This is a genomic window from Nonomuraea sp. NPDC050790, assembly GCF_044456745.1.
In the GTDB taxonomy this organism is placed as follows: domain Bacteria; phylum Actinomycetota; class Actinomycetes; order Streptosporangiales; family Streptosporangiaceae; genus Nonomuraea.
This window is the reverse complement of sequence record NZ_JBITGF010000002.1, coordinates 203,834-228,850: the sequence shown is the minus strand read 5'-3', so window position 1 is coordinate 228,850 and position 25,017 is coordinate 203,834. Positions and strand designations below refer to the sequence as shown.

Genomic DNA, 25,017 nt, shown 5'->3' with positions numbered 1-25,017 from the left:
GTGTCGAGAACGAGCCCGGCCGTTCGTGTAGAAGGTGAACGAGGGAAAGGACATCACCATGAACTACCTGCTCGCGCTGTACCAGCCCGACGGCGAGCCGCCGCAGGGACTGCTGGACGAGGTGATCCCGCGCGTCATGGCCTGGGACGAGGAGGTCAAGGCGGCCGGGCAGTGGGTGTTCGCCGCTGGGCTGCACCCGGCCTCGACCGCGACCGTCGTGCGCGCCGGGGACGGTGACGTGCTCATGACCGACGGGCCGTTCACCGAGGGCAAGGAGCACCTCGGCGGCTTCACCGTGATCAGCGCCGCCGACCTCGACGACGCCCTGGAGTGGGCGGGCAAGCTGTCGAGGGCCACCACCCTGCCGGTCGAGGTGCGCCCGATCCACGGTGACTGACCGGATCGAGCGCGCCTTCCGCGAGGAGTACGGCCGCGCGGTCGCCGTCCTGGTCCGCGCCTTCGGCGACATCGACCTCGCCGAGGAGGCGGTCCAGGACGCGTTCGCGACCGCGCTGCGCCGCTGGCCCGAGGACGGCCCGCCGCCCAGCCCGGCCGGCTGGATCATCACCACCGCCCGCAACCGGGCCGTCGACCGGCTGCGCAAGGAGTCCACCCGCCAGGAGCGGCACGTCCAGGCCGCGCTCCTGCTGGCCCGCGAGGAGCCGCCCGCCGAGGAGGGGCCCGTGCGCGACGAACGGCTGCGCCTGATCTTCACCTGCTGCCATCCGGCCCTGGCCAGGAACGCCCAGGTCGCGCTCACGCTGCGGCTGCTCGGCGGGCTCACCACCACCGAGATCGCGGCGGCGTTCCTGGTGCCGGAGCCGACGATGGCCCAGCGCCTGGTGCGCGCGAAGGGCAAGATCCGCGACGCGCGGATCCCCTATCGGGTGCCGAAGGAGTCCGATCTGCCCGACCGGCTGCGCTCGGTGCTGGCCGTCGTCTACCTGATCTTCAACGCGGGCTACACGGCCGGCTCCGGCGAACACCTGGTCAGGGAGGACCTCTGCGCCGAGGCGATCAGGCTCGGGCGGCTGCTGGCCACGCTCATGCCGGACGAGCCCGAGGTCGTCGGGCTGCTGGCGCTGATGCTGCTGATCGAGGCGCGGCGGGCCGGCCGTACCGGGGAGTCGGGTGAGCTGGTCCCGCTCGCCGAGCAGGACCGCGCGCGGTGGAACCGCGCGCTCCTGGAGGAAGGCCGTGAGCTGGTACGGCGGTGCCTGCGCCGCGGCAGCCCCGGCCCCTACCAGATCCAGGCGGCGATCAACGCGGTCCACAGCGACCCGCCGCCGGCCGACTGGGCGCAGATCCTGACCCTGTACGACCAGTTGGCGGCGCTGACGCCGACCCCCGTCGTGGCGCTGAACAGGGCGGTCGCCCTCGCCGAGGTCCGGGGACCGGCGGCGGCGCTGCCCCTGGTCGAGGCGCTCGCGCTGGAGGGCTACCACGTCTACCACGCCGTCCGCGCCGACCTGCTGCGCCGCCTGGGCAGGAACGCCGAGGCGGCGCGGGCCTACGAACGGGCGATCGCGCTCACCGGCAACGCCGCCGAGCGCGCGTTCCTGCGGGGCCGGCTGGCGGCCCTGCCATGAGCCCGGTCAGGGAACGATGTTGACCAGCTTCGGCGCGCGGACGATCACCTTGCGCGGCTCGCCGGACAGGTGCGCCCGCACCTTCTCCGAGGCCAGGGCCAGCTCCCGCAGTTCGTCCTCGGAGATGCCGGGCGCCACCTCCAGCCGGTCGCGCACCTTGCCCGCCACCTGCACGACGGCCGTGACCGAGTCCTCGACCAGCAGCGCGGGGTCGGCCACCGGCCACCCCGCCAGCGCCACCGAGCCGGTACGGCCCAGCCGCTCCCAGCCCTCCTCGCTGGTGTAGGGCGCGACCAGCGACAGCATGACCGCCAGCGCCTCGGCCGCCTCGCGCACGGCGGGGTCGCCCGCGCCGGGACCCGAGTCGATCGCCTTGCGGGCCGCCGAGGTCAGCTCCATCAGCCGGGCGATGGCGACGTTGAACCGGTAGGACTCGATCAGCTTCGTGACCTCGTCGACGGTCTTGTGAGTGACCCGGCGCAGCGCCAGGTCGCCCTGCTCGACGTCGGCGCCGGGCGCGGAGGAGACCTCGTCCATCACGCGGAAGGCGCGGGCCAGGAACTTCTGCGAGGCCTGCGGCGAGACGTCGGCCCAGTCGATGTCGTCCTCGGGCGGGCTGGCGAACAGCATCGTCAGCCGGACCGCGTCGACGCCGAAGTCGTCGATCTGCTTGCCCAGGTCGACGCCGTTGCCCAGGGACTTCGACATGGCCTTGCCGCCGTTGATCACCTGGCCCTGGCCCAGTTGGCGCATGAACGGCTCGGTGAAGTCGACCATGCCCATGTCGTGCAGCACCTTGACGAAGAAGCGCGAGTACAGCAGGTGCAGGACCGCGTGCTCGACGCCGCCGACGTACATGTCGATCGGGCCCCACTTGCGGACCTTCTCCACGTCGAACGGGCCGTCGGTGTAGTGGGGGTCGGTGTAGCGCAGGAAGTACCAGGCGGAGTCGACGAAGGTGTCCATGGTGTCGGTGTCGCGCTTGGCGGCGCCGCCGCACTTGGGACAGGCGACGTTGACCCACTCGGTGGCTCCGGCCAGCGGGGAGATGCCCTTCGGCGCCAGCGCCTCGCCGCGCAGGTCGGGCAGCGTGACCGGCAACTGGTCGTCGGGGACCGGGACCTCGCCGCAGTCGGGGCAGTGGATGATCGGGATCGGCGTGCCCCAGAAGCGCTGGCGCGACAGCAGCCAGTCGCGCAGGCGGAAGTTGATCGCGCCCTTGCCCCGGCCGTCGTCCTCCAGGCTCCTGATGATCGTGGCGATGGCCTCGGCCTTGGACAGGCCGTCCAGCGGGCCCGAGTTGACCAGCGTGCCCTCGCCGGGGGTGGCCTCGCCGGTCTCCCCGGGGTCGGCCAGCCCGGTGTGCACGACGACCTTCACCGGCAGCCCGAACTTCAGCGCGAAGTCCAGGTCGCGCTGGTCGTGGGCGGGCACCGCCATGATCGCGCCGTGGCCGTAGTCGGCCAGGACGTAGTCGGCCGCCCAGACCGGGATGCGCTCGCCGTTGACCGGGTTGATCGCGTAGCGGCCCAGGAAGACGCCGCTCTTGTCCTTGTCGGTGGACAACCGCTCGATGTCGCTCAGCTTGGCGACCTCCGCCCGGTACGCCTCGAACTCGGCCCTGTGCTCGTCGGTGACGATCTCGTCGGCCAGCGCGGCGTCCACGGCGACCACGAAGAACGTGGCGCCGAACAGGGTGTCGGGGCGCGTGGTGAAGACGTGGACCGGCTCCTCGCGGCCCTCGATCTCGAACAGCACGTCGGCGCCCTCTGAGCGGCCGATCCAGTTGCGCTGCATGGTCAGCACGCGCTCCGGCCAGCCGCCCTCCAACTGGCTCATGTCGTCCAGCAGGCGCTGCGCGTAGTCAGTGATCTTGAAGTACCACTGCGTCAGCTCGCGGCGCACGACGTCGGCGCCGCAGCGCTCGCACTTGCCCGCCACGACCTGCTCGTTGGCCAGCACGGTCTGGTCGTTGGGGCACCAGTTGACCAGGCCGCCCTTGCGGTAGGCCAGGCCGCGCTCGAAGAAGCGGTTGAACAGCCACTGGTTCCAGCGGTAGTACTCCGGGTCGCTGGTGTGCAGGCGGCGCGACCAGTCGAAGGAGATCGCGTAGCGCTTGAAGGAGTGGGCCTGGACGTCGATGTTGGCGTAGGTCCACTCGGCGGGGTGGGCGTTCCGCTTGATCGCGGCGTTCTCGGCGGGCAGGCCGAAGGAGTCCCAGCCGATGGGGTGCAGGACGTTGTAGCCCTGCTGGAACCAGTAGCGCGCGACGACGTCGCCGATGGCGAACACCTCGCCGTGGCCCATGTGAAGGTCACCGGAGGGGTAAGGGAACATGTCCAGCATGTAGCGGCGCTCGCGGGGGTCGGCGGCGTCCTCGCTGGCCCGGAACGGGTCCTGCTCCTCCCATCGCTGCTGCCACTTGGCCTGCAGCGCCTGCGGGTCGTACTCACTCACGGCGGTGTCCTTCTGGTTTGATTCTGACCCCATAAGAAAACCCCTCGTGTGACAACGAGGGGTAGCCGCGACGGCGAGATCTCAGGGCCGTCGCGGCCCGCTAAGAAGCAGGGTCGCGGAACGCATAGGTCAAGCCTAGCGCACGTCTTCGGAAGAATGAGGGGACTACGGGTGGGGCACCCGGCAGAATGAGCCCTTCAGGTCCTATGAGACCTCGTTGAGATCTATCCGTTGTGACCTCATATGTCCCTTTAGATTACTCTCGTCGCCGTGGCCAACCCTGCTGAGCCTGAACGATCAGCGGCCGACCTGCCGATGCAGGATCCGCCGACGGATCCGCACGGCTTCGCACGTTTCCCTGCGGAACCCCACGGGCCACATGAGATCATGCCGGATGCGTCTAATCCGGACATAACCTCGGGAGGTACGGCAGCAATGGCAACGGAGAATTCCGGAGCACCACACTTGCCGCCATCCTGGCCCGAGGTGCCCACGTCCTGGCCGGAGGCTCGTGACGAGGTGCCCACCTCGTGGCCGGAGGCGGGACCGCCGCCGCAGCCCACGTGGCCGGAGCCGCCGCGACGTGACCCTCTTGGCGGCAGGGAGCCGGTGGACCCCCGCGACCCCTTGGGCGATCTGTCCGGTGGTGCGCGCGGCCGGGAGACGCAGGGCCGCAATGATCAGCCCCAGGTACGCGACCCGCTGCCCGCCTGGTCCGAGGCCGCGGCCCCTTGGCAGGACACCGCCCAGCCCGCTCCCGCCTCCCAGGGCCCGCCTCCGCAGCACTCCTCCACCCAGAGCCCCGCCGCGCACAGCCCGTCTTCGCCTGGCACGCCTTCACACGGCGCACCCTCACACGGCGCTGCTTCACACGGCGCACCCTCACACGGCGCTGCTTCACACGGCGCACCCTCACACGGCGCTGCTTCACACGGCGCACCTTCACACGGCGCTGCTTCGCAGCAGCCGAGTCCGGGGCAGCAGGTATGGCCGGAGATGCCGCCGCCCGCCGACGGCGCGTGGTCCAACCTGTCCAGCCCCGCCCCGTGGCCTCCGGCCGGTCCGCCGCAGAAGGACCCGTGGCCCCCGGCCGCGCCGCCGCCCGCCGATCCTCCGCCGGACGCGCGAGCCTGGCCACAGGACACCCCGGCCTGGCAGAACGGCACGCCCGAGGCGACCCCGGCCTGGCAGGGCGGCGGCTCGCCCGAGGCGGCCCAAGGGTGGCAGCAGGACGCTCCCGCCCGGCAGCCCGAGCCCAAGGGCGACCCCATGGACAGGACGATCACCTACAACGAGGCATACCCGACTCCCGCGGCCCCGCCGCAGGAGCAGGAGCCGGAGCAGAACGGGCAGCAGGGCCAGCACGCCCGCCCCGGCTCCAACCTGAGCCGCGACCCCTCCGACCCGGATCGCCCGTTCGTCACCGCGGGCCAGATCAGCGGCTCGCGCACCCCTCCGCCCGAGCGCCAGCAGGAGCTCTGGAACACCGTCTTCGGCGACAACTACCAGGAGATCGGCGACGACAAGGAGGACCTGGACGAGCCGGGCAAGCCGGTGTGGCTGTTCGCGCTGGCCGCCTCCGTCGCGGTCGCCCTGGTGATCGCGCTGGTGTGGGCGTTCGTCGCGGGCCCGCTGGCCAGCGAGAGCGAGCCGACCGACCCGCCCGCCGCCAAGCCCCAGGCCAGCAAACCCACCCCCGCCAAGACGTCCACCTCCATCGGCCCGCTGAAGCGCTTCCCCGGCAAGGCCGCCCCGGTGATGGGCGTGGTCCCCGACCCGCAGGCCGGCATCTCGGTGCCGCGCCTCGGCGGCAACTGGCTGCTCGACCAGCGCCCCCTGGTGAAGACCACGTACGGCTTCGACACCCGCCAGTACGTCAAGGTCGGCGTCGACACCTACGCCAACGTGATGACCGGGCCGCTCTCCCAGCGCATGGCCGCCTCCTACACCTCCAAGGACGACCTGGAGCCGGTGATCAAGCAGGTCGTGCTGAACGCCCGCAAGCGGTTCTTCCCCGAGGACAACAAGGTCAGGAAGATCGCCCAGCAGCCGCTCAAGATCGGCGGCTCGACCGGCCGGCTCATCGCGTACGAGCTGACCTCGGGCACCGGCAAGGCCACGATCGTGACCGCCGCGATCAACACCGCCAACGAGCTGCCCGCGATCGTCTACATGTCGGTCCCCGGCGACGCCAAGCGGCTGCTGCCCGACATCAACACCGTCGTCAAGCAGATCAAGGTGACCAACCCGGCCTGAGCCTCAGAACGTGCACTCCATGTGCTTGATGCCGTTGATGAAGCTGGAGTACAGCCGGTCCGGGTGTCCGGCTTCCAGTTGGGGGACGCGGCTCAGCAGTTCGCGCAGCATCACGGTGATCTCCCGGCGGGCCAGGTGGGCGCCCAGGCAGAAGTGGGGGCCGGGCCCGCCGTACCCGACGTGGGGGTTGGGGTCGCGGGTGATGTCGAAGGCGTACGGGTCGGCGAAGACGCGCTCGTCGCGGTTGGCGGCCCAGTAGAACAGGACGACCTTCTCGCCCTCGCGGTACAGGTTGCCGTTCATCTCGTGGTCGCGGGTGACCTTGCGGCGCATGAAGTTCACCGGTGAGGCCAGGCGGACGATCTCCTCGACGGCGCCGGGCAGGCGTGCCTCCATGTCCGCCAGGAGGAGGGCGCGCTGGTCGGGGTGGTTGGAGAGCAGGCGCATGCCGTACGAGATGGCGTTGCGGGTGGTCTCGTTACCCGCCACGACCAGGAGGATGAAGAAGGAGCCGAGCTCCTGGAGCGTCAGCCGTTCGCCGTCGATGTTGGCGTTGACCAGGGCGGAGATGAGGTCGGACGTCGGGTGGTCGGCGCGGTGGGCGGCCAGGTCCTGGACGAGCTGCTGGAGCTCCATACCGGCGTTGAGGAGGCGTTCGGCGATCTTGGTCACGTCGTCGCCCGCGTACTCGGGGTCGAAGCCGCCGAGGATCTGGTTCGAGCGTTCGAAGATGAACTGGTAGTCCTTCTCCGGGATGCCCATCATGTCGCAGATGATCTTCAACGGCAGGCGGGCGGCGACCTCGGTGACGAAGTCGCAGCCGGGGCCGGTGACCAGGAGGTCGTCGACGATCCGGGCGGCGGCGGTCTCCACGTCGGCCTCGAACTGCTTGATCATCTTGGGGGTGAAGGCCCGGGAGACGATGCGGCGCAGGCGGGCGTGGCGGGGGTCGTCCATGTTGATCATCGACCCGAAGTACTCGGCGAACTCCGGCGGCATGTCCGGAATGTTCGTGGCGCCGCCCCTGCCCGAGCTGAACACCTCCGGGTTACGGCTGGCCTCCAGGATGTCGGCGTGCCTGACGAGCGCGTGGTAGCCGATGCCCTTGGGGGCGAAGGACACCTCCATCTCCTCGAAGAAGGCGGGGGTGTCGAGGGTGCGCAGCTTGTCGAACGCGGCCTCCCGCTCGGCCATGGGCCTGGCCCAGAAGTCCTGGTCCGACAGATCGAAGTCGAGTGCGCTCATATGCCCATCTTTTGAGAAAGCGCCCACTTACGTCAATACTTCGGACGTACACCGTACGTATGCCCAGGAAAATCGATGGCCGGTTCGCTCTGAAGGCCGGTAGCGTCGGGCGTATGACGTTCTTCTTCCTGCGTTAGCGACCCCGTCGGCGGGCACGCGGCTCGTGACCCACCGCCGGCGATGCGGGACGGCTGCACGCCCTCCCGAGTCGCGACGTGGGAGAAGGACACGTGCATACCCTTGCCGTGGCCAGGTCGGTGCACGGCATCGAACACCTGGTGGCCGCGGAGATCCGTCATGCCGGGCTGGGCATCGTGCGCGAGGTGCGGCACCGGGAGGTCTGGTTCGAGCTCACGGGGCCGGGAGCGCTGGGACTCCGGCTGGCCGACGACGTACTGCTGGTGGGAGCGGTGGTTAACGGCATAGGCCCCCGCCGAGACGCGCTAGGCCGCTTGGCCACGGCCGCCGCCAACATCGACACCCACCGCCTCGCCCTTGACCGCACCCTCACCCTGAAACACAACCCCGAGCTTGCGGAGAGCGCGCCACCAGAGCGGGGTGCGAGCCTTGCGCGGGGTGCGGACCTAGAGCGGGGTGCGGACCTGGCGCTGGGTGCGAGCCTGGCGCGGGGTGCGGACCTGGCGCGAAGAGCGGGCAACGGGCCCCACGCGCGCGCTGCGCCGAGCGCGGACCATGCGCGCGACGAAGACCTAGCGCGAAGCGCGGGCGACAGACCCCGCACCCGCCCTGCGCGGAGCGCCGGCCACGAACCCGACGCACGCCCTGCTCGGAGTGCGGGTCGTGAGCCCGGCGTGGGGCTTGTGGGGGGTGATGGTTCTGGGGGTGGGGTGGAGGTGTCGGCCTCGTTCCTGGGGCGGCGTAGCTACAACCGGTACGACATCGAGGATGCCGTCGGGCCCGTGCTTGGGCGGCCCTACCACTCGCGGCGTGACGGGAGGGTGCCGCCGGCCAGTGCCGCGTCGTGGCGGGTGACGGTTGAGGGTGAGCGGGCGGTGATCGCCCTGCGGATCGCCCCGAGGCCGTTGCACCGCCGGGCCTACAAGGTGCGCTCGGTGCCCGGGACGCTGCATCCGCCGCTGGCCGCCGCCATGGCGTACCTGGCCGAGCCGAAGGGGCTGGTGCTCGATCCGTGTTGCGGCGCGGGGACCACGCTGATCGAGGCCGCCGCCCTCGCACCGGAGGTCCGCACGCTGGGGTTCGACCGGTCCGGGGAGGCGGTGGCGGCTGCTGCGGTCAACGGTCCTGGGCTCGCGTGGGCGCGGGCTGACGCCGGTCGGGTGCCGCTGGCCTCGGGGAGCGTGGACCGCGTGCTGGTCAACCCGCCCTGGCAGCGGCAGGTACGGCTGGCCGGCTCCGGTCACCGACTCTGGGCGGAGCTGCGCCGGGTGCTGGCCGACGGTGGACGGGTGGTGGCGTTGGTGCCGGAGGTGCCGCGCGGCTGGGCCGTACTGGAAAGGGTGGAGATTTCGCTGTTTGGGCGACATCCCATCCTGGCCATGCTGAGTCCGGACAAATCCTGATCAGGGTTTTTGGTGGGCGAACGACACCCGGACCCGGCCCGGCGGCTGGCAGCGTGGACGCATGACCGAGGTTGTGATCACCGGGCTCGGGGCGGTGACGCCGCTGGGTGGCGACGTCGACTCGACGTGGTCGGGACTGCTGGCCGGCCGGTCGGGGGTGGCGGCCCTACGGGAGCCGTGGGCGGAGCAGTTGCCCGCGCGGGCTCGCCGTCGTGATCGGCACCGGCACCGGCGGCCTCACCACCCTCCTCGACCAGGACGACGTGCTGGAGAAGGAGGGCGTGCGCCGCGTGTCGCCGCACACGCTGCCCATGTTCATGCCGAACGGCCCGGCCGGCTGGGTCAGCATCGACCTCGGCGCGCGGGCAGGCGCCCATGCCCCGGTGAGCGCCTGCGCGGCGGGGGCCGAGGCGATCGCGGCCGGAGCCGACCTGATCCGGCTGGGTCGTGCGGACGTCGTCGTCGCCGGTGGCACGGAGGCGTGCGTACACCCGCTGACCCTCGCCGCCTTCGCCCAAGCCAAAGCACTCTCAACCCGCAACGACCGGCCCGAGGACGCATCACGCCCCTTCGACGCGACCCGCGACGGCTTCGTCCTGGCCGAGGGCGCCGCGATGGTCGTCCTGGAACGAGCAGGGCGGCGCGAAGCCGCGGAACGAGCCGGACGGCCGGACGGCGCGGCGCTGGGCGGGCGACGTGAGGGCGTGGGGCGGGCCGGGCATGGCGGCGGGGTGCTGGCTCGGGTGGCGGGGTATGGGGTCACCTCCAACGCCGAGCACATCACCGCCTCCCAGTTCGACGGCCAGGTACGCGCGATGCGGACCGCGATGCGCGAGGCCGGGCTGTCGGGTGGGGACGTGGCGCACGTCCAGGCGCACGCCACCTCGACCCTCGAAGGCGACGCGGTCGAGGCCGCCGCCATCGCCACGGCCGTGGGCGGGCACCCGGCGGTGACCGCGATCAAGTCGATGACGGGCCACCTGTGCGGGGCGTCGGGCGCGCTGGCGACCGTGGCCGCGGTGCTGGCCATGCGTGACGGCCTGATCCCCGCTACCCGTAACCTCGACCGCCTCGACCCGCGCGTGGACCTGGACGTGGTCACCGGCGCGCCCCGCGACTGGCGGCCGGGCCCCTCGATGGTGAACGCGTTCGGCTTCGGCGGCCACAACGTGAGCCTGGTGCTCACCCCAGCCAGTCGAGGATCCGCGCGTTGACCTCGCGCGGCTTCTCCAGGTGCAGGAAGTGCCCGGCGCCCTCGACGATCTCCGCCCGCGAGCCTTCGGGCAGCACGCCGGCCACGTCCGCCACCAGGTCGGCGCCGAGGCAGCCGTCCTGGGCGCCGTGCAGGTACAGCACCGGCCGCGCCGGGCCGTCCGTCGCCGCGGCCTGCTCGGCGGCGTACCGGCCCGAGGGCGGGGTGGTGCCGAGCATGGCGCGGTAGTAGCCGATGGCGGCGGCCAGGTTCGCGGGCTCGCCCAGGCTCTGCTTGAGGAAGGCGAGGTCCTCGGTGGCGTCGTGGCCGGGCGACCAGTCCTTCCACAGCCCGTCGAGGAACCCGGGCGCCGCCGCCGCGGTCTCGGCCAGCGCCGTCTGGAACAGGAAGATGTAGAACGACCGCTTGAGCTGCTCGTAGGTGAAGAAGCTGCCGAGCAGCCACTTGGTCGGGGGTACGGCGAGCGCCACCGACTTCCTGAAGCGCTCGGTGGTGCCGTAGACCGGGTAGGCGCCCCAGTCGTGGCCGATGATGACCGCGTTCTCGTCGCCGCCCAGCTCCTCGTGCAGCGCGTTGGCGTCGGCCACCAGGGCGCCCAGCTCGTAGCCTTCGGTGATCTCGGTGGGGGCGTAGCCGCGCATGAAGGGGGCGACGGCGCGGTAGCCGCGCTCGGCCAGTTCGGGCATCAGGTGCCGCCAGGTGTGCGCGGTGTCGGGGAAGCCGTGCAGGCACAGGGCCAGCGGCCCGTCACCCAATGCGAGGTAAGCGAACTCCACACCGTTGGCGTGGATATTCCTGATCTCCATGCGCGGAAACCTAGTGCCCTGCCCGCCCGCCGTCCATCGACAACCGCGCCCCTGGTGGTCAGGTGGTGTAGCGCAGGTGCTTGATGCCGTTGATGAAGTTGGACAGCAGGAAGTCGGGTTCGCCGGCCGCCCTGATGGCGGGCAGGCGGGTGAGCAGTTCGCGGAACATCACGGTCATCTCGCGCTTGGCCAGGTGGGCGCCCAGGCAGTAGTGGGGGCCGGGGCCGCCGAAGCCCACGTGCGGGTTGGGGTCGCGGGTGATGTCGAAGGTGTCGGGGTCGGTGAAGACCGCCTCGTCCCGGTTGGCGGAGTTGTAGAAGAGCAGAACCTTGTCACCCTGCTGGTACGGCATGCCGTTCAACTCGAAATCCCGCGTCAGCGTGCGGCGGAACTGGATGACCGGCGTGGAGTACCGGACGATCTCGTCACACGCCTTGGCGATGCGGCCGTCGAAGTCGGCCATGAGGTGCTCGCGCTGCCCGGGATGGTCGGTGAAGAGCTTCAGCCCGTAGGCGATGGCGTTGCGGGTGGTCTCGCTGCCGGCGACGACCAGGAGGATGAAGAAGGAGCCGAGCTCCTGCGGGGTGAGGCGTTCGTCGCCGTTGACCAGGAGGCTCACCAGGTCGCCCGTGGGACGCTTGCGGCGCTGGTCGCCGAGGCGGGCGGCGAGACGGTTGAGGCTGTAGCCGGCGTGGAGGAGCTTGCCGAGGCCGCGCGCCACGTTCAGGCGCTTGAAGTCGGGTTCGATGCCGGTGTACTCGGCGTCGGTGTTGCCGAGGATGACGTTGGTGCGCCGCAGCACCATGTCATGAAATTTCGTGGGGATGCCCATCATGTCGCAGATGACGCGTACGGGAAGCCGGGCGGCGATCTGCTCCACGAAGTCACCCGGTCCCTGCTCGATCGCCTCGTCCACGATCTCGGCGGCCGCCCTGGCCAGGTCCTCCTCCATCTTGGACAGGATGCGCGGGGTGAACGCGCGCGAGACGATCCTGCGTAACCTGGCGTGCTTGGGGTCGTCCATGTTGATCATCGAGCCGAAGTACACGGCCAGCCAGCGCGGCATGTCCGGGATGCTGTTGGAGCAGGGCTCGCTGCTGAACACCGCCGCGTTGCGGCTGGCCTCGGTGACGTCGGCGTGGCGTACCAGGGCGTAGTAGCCGGGACCGCCGCCGATGAAGGGCACGTGGTTCTCGCGGACGAAGACCGGGCGCTCCAGCGCGCGTAGCTGACGGAAGGCGTTCATGCGCTCGGCCTGCGGTAAGGCCCAGAACGGTATCTGCGACAGATCGATGTCGGATGTCGCCGTCATGTCTCCCAAGAGTTGCGCAAGCAATCACTTACGTCAAGGCCGGCGCCGCGGGCACGACGCCGGCCGGCGGGGCGTCAGCAGCCGTCGATGTACGTCTTGCCCTCGGCCCACACCGAGTCGTCCAGATCATGCGCGTACACACCCATCGTCACGTCCACGGGGTGCCGGGACGCGTTCGCCCAGAGCCGCCCCGACCGGCGCTCCGCGAGCCGCACCTGCGAGCCCTGGATCCGGTAGGTGATGTCGGTGGCCTGGGAGGTGCGGTTGTAGACCCACACGCACCGCCCGGCGGGGACCGTGCGGACCTGGCAGCCGTTGTTCCAGCCCATGGCCGGGGCCTTGCAGCGGAAGGGCCGGTCGTCCGAGGCCATCGCCGGCGTGCCGCCCACCACCATGGCCGCGGCCAGGACCAGCAGAGTCTTCTTGATCATGAGATTTCCCCTCTCGTCGCGTAGCGGGATGGCTACGCTGTGCGATGCCCTCACTGTCGGCGGGACGGTGCGGCGATGGGGAGGGGTTGACCGTTTCCCGATGGATGGGCGACGTCAGGAAACCACCGCGTTCGGCGCGGAACTACGCAGGTGGCGCACGCTCCGGGGGCTCTCGCTGGCGACGCTGGCCGAGCGGGTCCACTACAGCAAGGGCTACCTGAGCAAGATCGAGAACGGTGACAAGCGGCCCACGCCCGAGCTGGCGCGCGCCTGCGACCGCGCCCTCGACGCCGAGGGCTCCCTGGTGCGGCTGGCCCCGCCCAGAACCGGCACAGAAGGCGACGAATGCCCCTACCCCGGGCTCGACGCCTTCGGCCCCGGCGGCGCCCACTGGTTCTTCGGCCGCGAGGAGGCGACCGCCGAGCTGACCATGCGGCTGGCCGCCAGGATGGACGGCGGCGGCCCCCTCGTGGTGGTGGCGCCGTCGGGAGCGGGCAAGTCCTCGCTGCTCGGCGCCGGTCTGGTGCCCGCGATCGCCCGAGGCGCTGCCGAGGGCGGGATCCAGCGAGTGGCCGGTCGTGCTGTTCACCCCGACCGCCAGGCCCATGGCCAGGCTGACGGAGGTCCTCGGCGCAGGCGGCCCGCAGGTCCTCGTGGCCGACCAGTTCGAGGAGGCGTTCACGCTCTGCCGCGACGACGCCGAGCGCGAGCTGTTCGTCCGCACGCTCAACGAGCTGGCCGGCTCCGGCCGGGCGCTGGTCGTGCTGGGCCTGCGCGCCGACTACTACGGCCACCTGCTGGCCCACCCCGAACTGGTGGCGGCGCTGCGCGGCGGCCAGCTCGCGCTGGCCCCGCTGACCGAGCGGCAGTTGCGCGCCGCCATCACCGAACCCGCCAAGGCCGTGGGCCTGACGCTCGAACCGGGCCTGGCCGACCTCCTCCTGCGCGACGCCCGCGAGCCGGGCACGCTGCCGCTCCTGGCCCACGCCCTGCGCGCGCTGTGGCAGCAGCGCGAGGGCGGCATGCTCACCGTGGCCGGCTACCACCGCACCGGCGGCATCCAGGGCGCCGTCGCCACCACCGCCGAGGACCTCTACACCGGCTTCGACGACGACGCCCGCGAGGTGGCCAGGCGCCTGCTGCTGCGGCTGGTGCAGCTCGACCCCGACGGCGGCCAGACCCGCCGCCGGGTGCCGCTGGGCCTGATCGCGCCCGCGTGGCGGCCCGTCCTCGACGCGCTGCTCGACGCCCGCCTGCTGACGGCCGACGAGAGCGAGGTGTCGATCGCGCACGAGGCGCTGCTGGGCGCCTGGCCGAGGCTGCGCGACTGGGTCGAGACCGACCGCGCGGGCCTGCAGACCCGGCGCAGGCTGGGCGAGGCGGCCCTGGCCTGGCGGCAGGCGGGCGAGGACACCTCCTTCACCTACCGGGGCGCATCGCTGGCGGTGGCGCGCGAGTGGGCCGCCGCGCACCCCGACGAGCTGGGCCCGTCCGAGGCGGAGTTCCTGCGCGCGAGCGAGCACGAGGAGCGGCGCGCGGCCAGGAGGCTGCGCCGCCTGGTCGCGGCGCGCACCGCGCTGGTGCTCGTCACGGCCATGACCGCGGGCGTGGTGGTGTGGCAGGTCACCGACGCCAGGGCCGAGCGCGACCAGACGCTCGCGCGCCAGGTGGCCGCGCTCGCCGGTTCCGTGCGGCCCGGCAACGCGCCGCTGGCGGCCGGGCTGGCGCTGGCCGCGTGGCGGCGGGCCGAGACGCCCGAGTCGCTCGGCGCGCTGCTCGGCTCCAGCGGGTTCCCCGCCGGGAGCCGGTCGCGGGCGGGCTCCGGGCGGGTGACGGTCATGGCCGCCAGCGCGGACGGCGCCGCCGTCGTGACGGGCGACTCGGCGGGTGAGGTGTGGCTGCGCCGTACCGGAGACTTGGCGGTACGGCTGGCCTGGGACCTCGGCCGGATCACCACGGCGGCCTTCCGCGCGGACGGACGGGCGGTGGCGGTCGGCGGCGAGAAGGGCGTGCGCGTCTGGCCGGTGACCGGGGCGGGGCCGCTGGCCATGGCCGAACCGGCAGGCGAGGCCGGAGCGGGGCCGGCGGCCACCTATGCGGCTTCCGGGGTGTACTTTCTGGGCTTCGACGGCGCGGCCGTGGTCGCCGGGGCGGGTGCTGAGACGCTCACGTGGCGGGGCCCCGCGCCGGAGCGCGAGAGGCGGACGGACCGGCTCGTCGGCGTCACCTCCGGCGGCACGGTCGGCACGGACAGGGAGGGCACGCTCGTCGTCCTCAGCCCCGACGGCGAGACCCTGGCCGTAGCGGAGCGGCACCGGCTGTGGCTGGTCGAACGCGCGTCCGGCCGGGCCAGGGAACTGCCGACCACCGGCGGCCACATCTACTCACTGGCCTTCAGCCCCGACGGCGGCCAGGTCGCCGCGGGCACCAGCGCCCCAGGGGTACGCCTGTGGACCACCGAGGACGCCGCCGTCCTGACCGACCTGCCGCACCCGGCCGAGGTGCGCGCGCTGGCCTACGGCGGCCGCGACCTGCTGGCCGGGGTAGCCGACGGCGAGGTCTTCCGCTGGGCGATGCCGCCGCCCGCCCCGCGCGCCCACGCCGAGGAGGTCCTGGCGGTCACCTCCGACGAGCGGATCATGGCGACCAGCGGCGGTGACGGCGGCGTCGGCCTGCGCACCCTCGACGGAGCCCCGCTGGGCACGGCGGCCGGGCACTCCGGCCAGGTCAACAACCTCGCGCTGGGCGGCGGCCGGATGGCCTCGGCCAGCGACGACGGCACGGTCGGCGTCTGGGACGTCTCCCGGCCGGGCGGCCCGCGCCTGCTCGGCCGGTTCACCGGGCACGACACCGACGTGGTCGGCGTCGCCCTCAGCCAGGACGGCCGGATCGGCGCGAGCGTCTGCGAGAACGGGCACGTGCTGCTGTGGGACCCGGCGACCAGGAAGCCGCTGGGCCGGCTGCCCGGCGTCCACGGCGTCACCGACGTGATCCTCAGGGAGGACCTGCTGGCCGTCGGCGACGGGGACGACGACGTGCAGATCTGGGACGTCGGCCACCCCGACGCGCCGGAGCGGGTCCGGGTGCTGCGAGGCCACACCGGCTACTCCGACGACCTCGACTGGCATCCGGGCGGCCGGTACCTGGCCAGCGCGGGGCACGACGGCACCGCGCTGGTGTGGGACCTGTCGCGCGACGAGGACACCCCCGTCGCGCGGCTGACCGGCCACACCGGGGTCGTCAGGAGCGTCTCGTTCGACGCCGCGGGCGGGCGGCTGGCCACGATCGGCACCGACGGGACGCTGCGCCTGTGGTACGAGCACCGGCTCCAGGCGGTCTGGCAGACCGGGGGCGGCGCGCTGCGCTTCCTGCCCGGCGGGCGGCTGGTCTCCGGCGGCCACGACGGCCTGCTCCACCGGTGGACGCTGGCCCCCGAGCCGGTGGCCGCGCGCATCTGCGCGCTGGACCCCACCCCCGTCAGCCCGAGGGAGTGGAGCCGGCACGTCTCCGACGGCTCCTACACGCCGGTCTGCCCCGCGCGCGACTGAAGGATCAGGTCGGCGCCCTTCTCGCCGATCATGATGGCGGGCGCGTGGGTGTGGCCCCGGTTGAGCGTCGGCATGATCGAGGCGTCGACGACGCGCAGCCCTTCCAGGCCGCGCACCCTGAGCGCGGGGTCGACGACGGACTCGGCGTCGGTGCCCATCCGGCAGGTGCCGACCGGGTGGTAGAGGGTCTCGCCGCGCTCGCGTACCCACTGGGCCAGTTCCTCGTCGCTCTCGGGCGCCCAGTAGGGGGCCATGGGCCCGCCCGCGTAGGGGCGCATGGCGGCGGTGGTGAACACCTGCTTGGCCGCCTTCAGGCCGGCGACCAGGCGTTTCACGTCGGCCTCCTGGGTCAGGTAGCCGGGGTCGATGGCCACCTCGCGCCCGCTCAGCGAGACCCGGCCGCGGCTCTCGGGTTGCAGCAGCACGACGCCGACGGTCAGCCCGTGCCCGGCCGGCGGGGTGAGGCCGTGGTCGATGAACGGCCCAGGGGCGAAGATCAGCTCGATGTCCGGCGCGGGCTCCTCGGGCGAGGTCCTGAGGAAGGCGACCGCCTCCCCCACGTTCGTGGTGAGCATGCCGGAGCGCAGCACGATGTAGCGGACGAGCTGCACCAGCGACTCGGCCTTGACCAGCGTGACCGGCTGTTTGGACTCGACGTAGACGCCGGTGGACAGGTGGTCCTGAAGGTTCCTGCCGACTTCCGGCAGGTCGTGGACGACCTCCACCCCGGCCTCGCGCAGGTCCTCGGCCGCGCCCACGCCCGAGCGCAGCAGCAGGTACGGCGAGCCGATCGCCCCCGCCGACAGCACGACCTCCCGCCTGGCCGACACCCGGACCCCGCCGTGCTCGACCCCGACCGCCCGGCTGCCCTCGAACACCACGCGGTCCACGGTCGCGCCGGTGAGCACGGTGAGGTTGGGCCGCTTGAGCGCCGGGCGCAGGTAGGCGTCGGCCGAGCTCCAGCGGCGGCCGCGGTCCTGGGTGACCGGGGTGGGGCTGTAGCCCTCGTTGGTGCGCTCGTTCAGCTCGCCGAGGCGGTGCATGCCGAGCTCCCGGCAGGCCTGGAGGAAGGCGGCGGTGGTGACGTTGGGGCTGCGCAGTTCGGAGATGTGGAGGGGGCCGGCGGTGCCGTACACGCCGCCGTTGTTGCTGCCGACGCGGTGCTCGGCCTTCTTGAAGTACGGCAGGACGTCGTCGAAGCGCCAGCCGGGGACGCCCCACTGGTCGTAGTCGGCCGCGCAGCCGCGTACCCACATCTGGGCGTTGAGCGAGGAGGAGCCGCCGATGACGCGCCCGCGCGGCCAGTAGAGCTCGCGCCCGGCCATCTCGGCCTGCTTGACGGTGGTGTAGTTCCAGTCGTACTCGGTCTTGAACAGCGCCTTGAACCCGGCCGGCATCCGGATCTCCAGCTTGTCGTCCTGCCCGCCGGCCTCGACCAGCGCCACGGTCACCCCCGGATCGGCCGACAGCCTGTTGGCCAGGACGCACCCGGCCGAGCCCGCTCCGACGACCACGTAGTCGTACTCCATGACCCCTCCGAACGGTAAGTAACCTGGTACTTGCCTACCCCAGCGGACAGATCCCGTCCATACGCAGTTGTGACCTCAGTTACCTACCGGTCGGTATGCGTCGCCTGCTTAGATGGCGGCAAGCCGGCACCGAGGGAGGAAGCTCTTCCATGCTCAACCTGTCGATCGTCCTGGAGGACAGCGCGAGGAACGCGCCCGACAAGACGGCCATCGTCTTCGGCGACATGCGACTGCCGTACTCGATGGTTGACACCGTGGCCAATCAGGTGGCCAACCTTCTGGTCTCGCGGGGCATCGGCAAGGGGGACAAGGTCGCGCTGGCCTGTCCGAACCTGCCCTATTTCTCCTTCGTCTACTTCGGCATCCTCAAGGCCGGCGCGACCGTGGTGCCGCTGAGCGTCCTGCTGCAGGGCAGGGAGATCGCCTACCACCTCGGCGACAGCGAGGCCAAGGCGCTGTTCTGCTTCGAGGGCACCCCCGAGCTGCCGCTGGGTGAGCGGGGCAAGGCCGGGTTCGAGGCGGCCGAGGGCTGCGAGCACTTCTTCGTGCTGCCCGCCACGGCGCTGGCGACCGAGTCCGCGCACGGCGAGTCGATCTGGGCGGCGCTGGGCGGCATGTCCGGCGAGTTCGCCACCGTGCAGACCGCGCCGGACGACACCGCGGTGATCCTCTACACCTCCGGCACCACCGGCCAGCCCAAGGGCGCCGAGCTGAGCCACCAGAACATGCTGGTCAACGCCATGGTCTGCGACAAGATGTTCCCCCGGAGCGAGGAGGGCGACGTCTACCTGGGCGTGCTGCCGCTGTTCCACTCCTTCGGCCAGACCGTGGTCCAGAACACCGGGTTCCTGCGCGGCGCCACGATGGTGCTGCAGGCCCGCTTCGACCCCGGTGACGCGCTGGAGGTCATGCGCAAGGAGGGCGTGACGTTCTTCGCCGGCGTGCCGACCATGTACTGGGCAATGCTCACGAAGATCCACGCCGAGGGCGCCGAGGTGCCGTCGAAGCTGAACGTGGCCGTCGCCGGCGGCGCCGCCTCGCCGCTGGAGGTGCTCAACGACTTCGAGAAGACGTTCGGCATCGGCATCCTCGAAGGCTACGGCCTGTCGGAGACCTCCCCCGTGGCCAGCTTCAACCAGCTCGGCCGGCCCACCAAGCCGGGCACGATCGGCACGCCGATCTGGGGCGTGGAGATGAAGCTCGTCGACGCCGACTGGAACACGGTCGAGGGCGAGGGGCCCGGCGAGATCGCCATCCGGGGCCACAACATCATGAAGGGCTACTACAACCGGCCCGAGGCCACGGCCGAGGTCATGAACGACGGCTGGTTCCGCACCGGCGACATCGCCACCCGCGACGCCGACGGCTACTACTCCATCTTCGACCGCGCCAAGGACATGATCATCCGAGGTGGCTTCAACGTCTACCCGCGCGAGGTCGAAGAGGTTCTCATGTCCCACCCGGACGTCTCGCTGGTGGCCGTGCTAGGCGTGCCGCACGAGTCGCACGGCGAGGAGGTCAAGGCGTTCGTGATCCGCTCGGCCGGCTCGGAGATCACCGAGGACGAGCTGATCACCTGGTCGAAGGAGAACATGGCGGCCTACAAGTACCCGCGCACCGTCGAGTTCCGCGACAGCCTGCCGATGACCGCCTCAGGAAAGATCCTCAAGCGCGAACTGCGCTGAACCCCACCGGCCCGTACGGCTCGCGCCCTCCCCCCTGAGGCGCGAGCCGTACTCGTGTCTAGATCCTGGCCAGTTCCTCGCGCATGGTGCCGAGGCCCATCGGGCCGAGGTCCAGGGCGGCGGTGTGCCACGCCTTGAGGTCGAACCCGGGCCTGGACTGCGCCTCGGCCCGCGCCTCCAGCCAGGCGCGCTCGCCGAGCTTGTAGCAGATGGCCTGGCCGGCCCAGCCGAAGTAGCGCAGAACCTCGGGGTGGACCTTGTGCGCCTCGGCCCTGCCGCGCTCGCGCAGCACCTCGCAGGCCTTCTCGAACGTCCAGCGCGAGCCGTCGGGCAGCGGCAGCTCCAGGTGGACGCCGATGTCGATCACCACGCGGGCGGCGCGCAGGGCGGAGGCGGCCAGCATGCCCAGGCGGGCGCCCGGGGCGGTCAGCCAGCCCAGCTCGTCGGCCAGCCGCTCGGCGTACAGGGCCCAGCCCTCGCCGTGGCCGCCCACCCACGACATCCTGGCGTAGCGCGAGAGCTTGTCGCCCGCGACCGCGACCGCGCCGAGCTGCAGGTGGTGGCCGGGCACGCCCTCGTGGAAGACCGTGGTCAGGTCGCTCCACGTGGCGAACTTCTCCCGCCCCGCCAGCGGCCACCACGTACGCCCCGGCCGCGACAGGTCCTCGCTGGGCTGGGTGTAGTAGGGGGCGCCGGAGGTGGAGCCGGGCGCGAGCACCACGTCGACGGTGCGGAGTTGCTCGGGGATGTCGAACTGGGCGCCGTTGAGCGCGGCGATGGCCCGCTCGTGCTGCTCCTTCAGCCACGCCAGGTACGCGTCGGTGCCGACCACGTACTCGGTGGAGTCGAGGTGGGCGGTGGCCTCGTCCACGGTGGCGCCGGGCAGGATGGCGCGGGCCTCGGCGGCCATCTCGGCCTCGATGCGGTCGAGCTCGGCCCAGCCCCAGGCGTAGGCGTCGCGCAGGTCGATGTCCTCGCCCAGTTGCATGCGGGCGGCGACGGCGTAGCGCTCCTGCCCGACGGCGTCGCGCTCCTCGGCCCGAGGCGCGTACTGCTCGCGCAGGTAGCGCGCGGTCTCCGCGTACCCCCGGTAGGCGGCGCGGGCGGCCTCGGCCAGCTCGCCGGCGACCGGGCCGTCGCCGTAGCCGGCGATCAGCTCGTCGTGGGTGCCCGCGAAGCGCTCCGCCTGGTCGGCGGCGCCGAGCGCCTGCCGCCGCGCCGCGCGCAGGCCGCGGTCCAGGCCGGCGTCGAGGGTGGTGCGCCAGCCGTTCAGCATGCCGGGGATGGCCGACAGGCGCGTGGCGATCACGTGCCACTGCTCGTCGTCGTTGTGCGGCAGCAGGTCGATGCTGTCCCTGATCTGGGACATGAGCCCGAAGGGCGAGCTGACGTCCCGGTACGGCTCGCCGATCGCATGGACGGCGGCCTGCGCCTCCAGCCGTTCGCGCAGGTGGGCCGCGGCCCTGCGGTCGGAGTCGGAGGCCGGGGACAGGCGGCTCAGCTCGGTCAGCGTCTCGCGGACCAGCTCCTGCCTGGCCGCGTGGCCGTCGGGGCTGTAGTCCGTGGCGACGCCGAAGTCTCCGGCGATGCCCAGGTAGACGGATTCGACCGGGTCCAGGGCGGCCGCTTTCAGAATGTACTGCTCACACAGACGGAAGATTGCGCTCACCCAGGCACAATAGCCACATTTCCCTGCGCCCGGCCCCGGGCGCGGAGCCCGGGGCCGGTCGAATCAGCGTGAGGTGGGGAACAGGGGAATGGCGGGCTGGGCCGACTTGGTGACGGTGTCCGTGCCGCACGAGCTCTTCAGCAGGAAGGCGCCGAGCGCCGGGTCGATGTCGTTGGGCAGCATCTGCCCGTCAGGCCCGAAGCGCTGGTACTTCATGAGGTTCATGCCGAGCGACACCTGCCGCCGGCCATCCTCGCTGATCATCGCCTGCGTGCCCATCCCGAACACCCCGCCGTCGTGCCCCCAGAACCGGCCGCAGGGCAGGTCCATCGGGAAGAGCCCGAGCCCGTAGTCCATGGTGAACCCGGCCACCGACACCTTCACCGTCGTCTTCATCTGCGCCAGCGCCGCCCGGCCGATCAGGTCACCGCGCAGCAGCGCCCGGTAGAACGTGTTGAGGTCGTCCATGGTCGAGACCAGGTTCCCCGCGACACCGGCCCACGACATGTCGTACACGCTGTAGTCGCGCGGCGGGTCGATCAGGCCGTACAGGTTCTCGTACGCCTTCGAGTGCGGCCCCTGGAGGTACGGCGAGCGCGGGAAGGCCGTCTCCCGCAGCCCCGCCTTCCTGATCACGTGGCGCGTGATGTAGTCCTCGGCGCCGGTCCCGGTGACCTTCGCCAGGACGAGCCCGGCGATCACGTAGTTGGTGTTGGAGTAGGAGCCCGGCTGGGAACCCGGCTCGCCGTACGAGGGGGCGGCCAGACCGAGCTTCACCAGTTCCGCGGAGGCGAAGGTGCGGAAACGGTTGTCGTCGATGCTCTTCGGCGAGCCCTCCAGCAGGGAGGGGAACGCGCCGGCGATGTGGTCGGAGATGCCGCTGGTGTGGCTGAGCAGCATGCGGATGGTGATCTTCTGACCGCGCTCGCCGGGGACGAGGTCGGGCAGGTAGCGGGCCACGGGGGCGTCGAGGTCGATCCGGCCGCGTTCGACCTGCTGGAGCACGGCCACGGCCACGAACGACTTGGTGATGCTGCCGACCCGGTGGCGCAGGCCGGGCCGTACCGGACGGCGGGTGTCCACGTCGGCCACGCCCGCGGCGCCCGACCACTCCTGGCGGCCGGAGCGCGCCTGCGCGTAGACGCCGTACATGCCCGCGGTGTGGACGGCGTCCAGCGACCGCCGCAGCTCGCGCCGGTCGAGTTCGCCCGTCGTGGCGGCCGCCGGGGCGCCGCCGAGATGCAGGGCCGCCGCGACGGCGGCGAGGGTCGCGATCCATGCTCGTCTCATGGGGATCAGCATGATCGCTGGGGAGGTAGCGGGGTCAGTCCGGCGCGTCATCACTTGGCGATGACAGGTGTCATGTCCAGGTGAAGCGGGTGGCGTCCTCGGGCAGGCTGTTCCAGGCGAGTACGCGTTCCGGCGTCAATGCCCACACGTCGGGCAGAAACGCGCCGTAGCCGTATTTCGCCTTGTCGGCGGCTTCAAGGCGGCGGGCCAGGTCCTGGCCGGGGGTGATCCAGGCGGCCGTGCCCTCGACGATGACGGCCGCGGTGGCGTCCTCCAGGTGGACGCCGGCGCGGCCGTTCGCGCGCAGGTTGCGGACGTGGACGGTCTGCTCGCTGCCGCTGAAGTAGAACGCGTCCGCCACCCACAGCCCGTCCACGGGGACGACGTGCGGGCGGCCGTCCGGGCGCACCGTCGCCAGCCAGTAGCTGGGGGCGGCCCGGAGCTTCTCCCGCACCTCGTCCCAGGTCAGGGTCGTGGTCTGCGGCTGGGTGCGATACCCCTCGGGCAGGTCGAGCACTTCGGTCCTCGGCTCCATTGCCCGAGTATGCGCGTCAGCCGTCCTCCCGGCGATTGAAAACCGAACGTGCCCAGAAATATCCGGCGAAGCCGCCGGCCAGGCACCAGGCGACCGCCACCACGCCGTCCGTGCCGACGGGCTGGTCCATGAGCAGCGCGCGCAGCGTGCCGATGATCGGCGTGAACGGCTGGTACTCGGCGAACCAGCGCAGCCACGACGGCATCGACTCCGGCGTCACGATCGCGTTGCCGAGGAACGGCAGGAACTGGAACGGCAGCCCGATGTTGCTCGCCGTCTCCGCGCCCTTGGCGATCAGCCCGAACGCCGCCGAGATCCACGTGATCGCGAACGCCACCAGCACCATGAGCCCGATCGCGCCGAGCCAGCCCAGCGGCCCCGCCGCCGGACGGAACCCGATCAGCAACGCCACCACCGTCACCAGCACCACGCTGATCATCGTCTGGATGACGCTGCCGACCACCTGCCCGGTCATCACCGAGGCCCGCGAGATCGGCATCGTCCGGAACCGGTTGATGATGCCCTCGGTCTTGTCCACCGAGACCGACACGGCCACCACCACCGAGCCGGACATGGTCGCCATCATGAGGATGCCGGGGGTGACGAAGTCCACGTAGTCGCCGGTCGCCAGCCCCTTGCCGATCGCCCCGCCGAAGACGTGGACGAACAGCAGCAGCATGAAGATCGGGATGAACGCCACCGACAGCGTCATGTTCGGATACCGCTTCGCGTGCAGCAGGTTGCGCCGCAGCATCGTCATCGAGTCGCGCATGGCGAGGGTCGTCGAGCTCATCGGAGTGCGTCCTTCTGGGAGTCGTGGGGGTGGCCGGTCAGCGCGAAGAAGACGTCGTCGAGGTCGGGGGTGTGCACCGACAGCTCCTCCACCTCGACCGCCGCGCCGTCCAGCCGGTCGATGAGGGCGCGCAGCGCGCGGAAGCTGCCGTCGTTCGGCACCTGCAGCGTGAGCGCGTCCTCGTCCGCGCTCACCTCGCCCGCCGCCCCGAGCGCGCGCTCCCCCGCCCGCAGCGCGCCGGGGTCGGCGAAGCGCAGGCGCACGTGACCGCCGGAGATGCGCCGCTTGAGCTCGTCCGCGCTGCCCTCCGCCACGATCCGCCCATGATCGAGTACGGCGATGCGGTCCGCCAGCTCGTCGGCCTCCTCCAGGTACTGCGTGGTCAGGAAGATCGTGGTGCCGCCTGAGACCAGGTGGCGGATGATCTGCCACATGGTGTGGCGGCTGCGCGGGTCCAGGCCGGTGGTCGGCTCGTCGAGGAAGATGACACTCGGGTCGCCGACCAGCGTCATGGCCAGGTCGAGGCGGCGGCGCATGCCGCCCGAGTAGGTGGCCGACACCTTCCTGCCCGCCTCGACCAGATCGAACCGCTCCAGCAGCTCGGCGGTGCGACGGCGGCCTTCCTGCCTGGTCAGGTGGTTGAGGTCGGCCATGAGGAGCAGGTTCTCCTCGCCGGTGAGATACCCGTCGACGGCGGCGAACTGGCCGGTGACGCCGATGGACATGCGGATGTCGTCGGACTGCTTGGCCAGGTCGAAGCCGTTGATCTTCGCTTGGCCGGAGTCGGGTTTCTTCAGGGTGGCCAGGATTTCTACCGCGGTGGTCTTGCCTGCGCCGTTGGGGCCCAGGAGGGAGAAGATGGTGCCGGCGGGGACCGTCAGGTCGATGCCGTCCAGGACCAGCTTGTCGCCGTAGGACTTGCGCAGGGCGGTTACGGCGATGGCTGGTGGGGCGTGGGTGGGCATGATGCCTCGTCTCTTTCGTCCATGAAACTTCGGGTCTTCGTCCAAGGGGCTTGGGTTCCGGTCGCTTTGTCCCGGTCACCTCGGGGCACGGCCACTTCGGGGCACGGCCGCCCTTCGGCGCAGCCGCTTTGGGCACGTCCTCCCTTGGGCGCG

The 25,017-nt window shown here is 71.6% G+C and carries 18 protein-coding genes and 2 pseudogenes; 9 read left to right on the top strand and 11 right to left on the bottom strand.

Annotated elements, in window-relative coordinates:
• The first annotated feature begins 58 nt into the window (after positions 1-58).
• A complete protein-coding gene (locus ACIBEJ_RS09555; RefSeq protein WP_397182203.1) occupies positions 59-397 on the top strand; it encodes a YciI family protein in 339 nt (112 codons plus the stop codon).
• The gene (locus tag ACIBEJ_RS09550) at positions 390-1,589 is read left to right on the top strand and encodes an RNA polymerase sigma factor (protein ID WP_397182202.1); all 1,200 of its coding nucleotides are present in this window, start codon (positions 390-392) and stop codon (positions 1,587-1,589) included. The genes ACIBEJ_RS09555 and ACIBEJ_RS09550 overlap by 8 nt, the downstream gene beginning before the upstream one ends.
• A gap of 6 nt (positions 1,590-1,595) precedes the next feature.
• Here the strand turns inward: ACIBEJ_RS09550 and leuS are convergent, their stop codons facing one another.
• Positions 1,596-4,079 (bottom strand): leucine--tRNA ligase, encoded by a 2,484-nt coding sequence (gene leuS / locus ACIBEJ_RS09545; RefSeq protein ID WP_397182201.1) that lies wholly within the window; start codon positions 4,077-4,079, stop codon positions 1,596-1,598.
• Between the two features lie 963 nt (positions 4,080-5,042).
• On the opposite strand from leuS, the gene ACIBEJ_RS09540 reads away from it, so the two are divergent.
• Positions 5,043-6,302 carry a hypothetical protein gene (locus ACIBEJ_RS09540; RefSeq protein WP_397182200.1) on the top strand — a complete coding sequence of 420 codons (1,260 nt, stop codon included), beginning with the start codon at positions 5,043-5,045 and terminating at the stop codon, positions 6,300-6,302.
• Between the two features lie 3 nt (positions 6,303-6,305).
• Here the strand turns inward: ACIBEJ_RS09540 and ACIBEJ_RS09535 are convergent, their stop codons facing one another.
• Positions 6,306-7,547, bottom strand: coding sequence for a cytochrome P450 (locus ACIBEJ_RS09535; RefSeq protein ID WP_397182198.1), 1,242 nt, complete (start codon positions 7,545-7,547; stop codon positions 6,306-6,308).
• Between the two features lie 854 nt (positions 7,548-8,401).
• Here ACIBEJ_RS09535 and ACIBEJ_RS09530 point away from each other — a divergent pair.
• The 3 genes and pseudogenes from ACIBEJ_RS09530 to ACIBEJ_RS09520 all read left to right on the top strand — a co-directional run bounded on the left by ACIBEJ_RS09530 (position 8,402) and on the right by ACIBEJ_RS09520 (position 10,302).
• On the top strand, positions 8,402-9,088 hold the full coding sequence (locus tag ACIBEJ_RS09530) for a TRM11 family SAM-dependent methyltransferase (RefSeq protein ID WP_397182197.1): 687 nt from the start codon (positions 8,402-8,404) through the stop codon (positions 9,086-9,088).
• 61 nt (positions 9,089-9,149) lie between these two features.
• Positions 9,150-9,224 (top strand): annotated as a pseudogene (locus tag ACIBEJ_RS09525) (hypothetical protein); the annotation flags it as partial.
• Between the two features lie 76 nt (positions 9,225-9,300).
• Positions 9,301-10,302, top strand: coding sequence for a beta-ketoacyl-[acyl-carrier-protein] synthase family protein (locus ACIBEJ_RS09520; RefSeq protein WP_397182196.1), 1,002 nt, complete (start codon positions 9,301-9,303; stop codon positions 10,300-10,302).
• On the opposite strand, the gene ACIBEJ_RS09515 is transcribed toward ACIBEJ_RS09520, so the two are convergent.
• The 3 genes from ACIBEJ_RS09515 to ACIBEJ_RS09505 form a co-directional block, all read right to left on the bottom strand.
• Complete coding sequence (locus ACIBEJ_RS09515; protein WP_397182195.1) at positions 10,271-11,107, bottom strand: alpha/beta fold hydrolase; 837 nt, start codon at positions 11,105-11,107, stop codon at positions 10,271-10,273. The two genes, ACIBEJ_RS09520 and ACIBEJ_RS09515, sit on opposite strands and share 32 nt — an antisense overlap.
• A 58-nt stretch (positions 11,108-11,165) precedes the next feature.
• Entirely contained in the window at positions 11,166-12,419 is a 1,254-nt protein-coding gene (locus ACIBEJ_RS09510) for a cytochrome P450 (protein ID WP_397182194.1), read from the bottom strand.
• 74 nt (positions 12,420-12,493) lie between these two features.
• Positions 12,494-12,850, bottom strand: a complete 357-nt coding sequence (locus ACIBEJ_RS09505) for a hypothetical protein (protein WP_397182193.1) — start codon at positions 12,848-12,850, stop codon at positions 12,494-12,496.
• On the opposite strand from ACIBEJ_RS09505, the pseudogene ACIBEJ_RS09500 reads away from it, so the two are divergent.
• Positions 12,747-13,391, top strand: a pseudogene (locus tag ACIBEJ_RS09500) (helix-turn-helix domain-containing protein); the annotation flags it as partial. The gene ACIBEJ_RS09505 and the pseudogene ACIBEJ_RS09500 overlap by 104 nt on opposite strands.
• 37 nt (positions 13,392-13,428) lie before the next feature.
• Positions 13,429-16,398, top strand: coding sequence for a WD40 repeat domain-containing protein (locus ACIBEJ_RS09495; protein ID WP_397182192.1), 2,970 nt, complete (start codon positions 13,429-13,431; stop codon positions 16,396-16,398).
• Here the strand turns inward: ACIBEJ_RS09495 and ACIBEJ_RS09490 are convergent.
• Complete coding sequence (locus ACIBEJ_RS09490; RefSeq protein ID WP_397182191.1) at positions 16,368-17,927, bottom strand: GMC family oxidoreductase; 1,560 nt, start codon at positions 17,925-17,927, stop codon at positions 16,368-16,370. The genes ACIBEJ_RS09495 and ACIBEJ_RS09490 overlap by 31 nt on opposite strands.
• A gap of 149 nt (positions 17,928-18,076) precedes the next feature.
• Between ACIBEJ_RS09490 and ACIBEJ_RS09485 the strand changes: the two genes are divergently transcribed.
• Entirely contained in the window at positions 18,077-19,612 is a 1,536-nt protein-coding gene (locus ACIBEJ_RS09485; RefSeq protein ID WP_397182190.1) for a long-chain fatty acid--CoA ligase, read from the top strand.
• Between the two features lie 58 nt (positions 19,613-19,670).
• Here the strand turns inward: ACIBEJ_RS09485 and ACIBEJ_RS09480 are convergent, their stop codons facing one another.
• The 5 genes from ACIBEJ_RS09480 to ACIBEJ_RS09460 form a co-directional block, all read right to left on the bottom strand.
• Positions 19,671-21,281 carry a DUF885 domain-containing protein gene (locus ACIBEJ_RS09480; RefSeq protein ID WP_397182189.1) on the bottom strand — a complete coding sequence of 537 codons (1,611 nt, stop codon included), beginning with the start codon at positions 21,279-21,281 and terminating at the stop codon, positions 19,671-19,673.
• A gap of 63 nt (positions 21,282-21,344) precedes the next feature.
• Positions 21,345-22,571, bottom strand: a complete 1,227-nt coding sequence (locus tag ACIBEJ_RS09475) for a serine hydrolase domain-containing protein (protein ID WP_397182188.1) — start codon at positions 22,569-22,571, stop codon at positions 21,345-21,347.
• A gap of 70 nt (positions 22,572-22,641) precedes the next feature.
• Positions 22,642-23,106 (bottom strand): pyridoxamine 5'-phosphate oxidase family protein, encoded by a 465-nt coding sequence (locus ACIBEJ_RS09470; protein ID WP_397182187.1) that lies wholly within the window; start codon positions 23,104-23,106, stop codon positions 22,642-22,644.
• 16 nt (positions 23,107-23,122) lie between these two features.
• On the bottom strand, positions 23,123-23,899 hold the full coding sequence (locus ACIBEJ_RS09465) for an ABC transporter permease (protein ID WP_397182186.1): 777 nt from the start codon (positions 23,897-23,899) through the stop codon (positions 23,123-23,125).
• Positions 23,896-24,864: an ATP-binding cassette domain-containing protein gene (locus ACIBEJ_RS09460; RefSeq protein WP_397182185.1), complete on the bottom strand. Its 969-nt coding sequence runs from the start codon at positions 24,862-24,864 to the stop codon at positions 23,896-23,898. The genes ACIBEJ_RS09465 and ACIBEJ_RS09460 overlap by 4 nt, the downstream gene beginning before the upstream one ends.
• Positions 24,865-25,017: the final 153 nt, after the last annotated feature.